Below are 549 nucleotides of genomic sequence, written 5' to 3' on the forward strand. Positions count from 1 at the left end.
ACAGGTCCAAGAGAAGGCGGCAGCGCCAGGCGCCGCCGCTTGATGGTCAAAGGCCGAACGATCAGTTCGAAACCGGGCTGGTGTCAGCCAACGTGGTGACGTCGGGCGCTTCCTTGATCAGTCCCATCTGCAGCAGCAGTTCGCCAGCGGTCTTGGAAAAGTCCTGGAATTCCTTGGTGAAGAACTGTTTGTTCTCCGCCCGGTCGGCCCATTTCAGGTATTTCGCCGAATCCTCGAATTCCTTGGCCGACTGTTTCACGTCGGCACCCATGGTCTCGTAGGATTTCTGCGGATCGCTCTTGATCAGGTCGAGTGCATCAAAATAGCTGTCGGCCAGCGCCTTGGCGGCATCCGGATTGGTTTTCAGGAATTCGGGTGTGCAGCCCACCGTGTCGAGCACCATCGGGTAGTCGAGCGTCGTCGCCAGGATATGGCCCTGGTCCGACTTGTCGCGCACCGCCGAGATGAACGGCTCGTAGGTGACGGCGGCGTCGTTCTGCCCGGCGAGGAAAGCTTGCGCCGCCGCATCAGGCTCCAGATTGACGACGG

Annotated in this window: 1 pseudogene; it reads right to left on the minus strand. The window is 60.3% G+C overall.

Annotated features, from left to right (window positions below):
* Nucleotides 1-61 precede the first annotated feature (61 nt).
* A pseudogene (locus EN879_RS38280) lies at nucleotides 62-549 on the minus strand (ABC transporter permease); the annotation flags it as partial.

The sequence above is a fragment of the Mesorhizobium sp. M7A.F.Ca.AU.002.02.1.1 genome (assembly GCF_003998535.1).
In the GTDB taxonomy this organism is placed as follows: Bacteria; Pseudomonadota; Alphaproteobacteria; order Rhizobiales; family Rhizobiaceae; genus Mesorhizobium; species Mesorhizobium ciceri.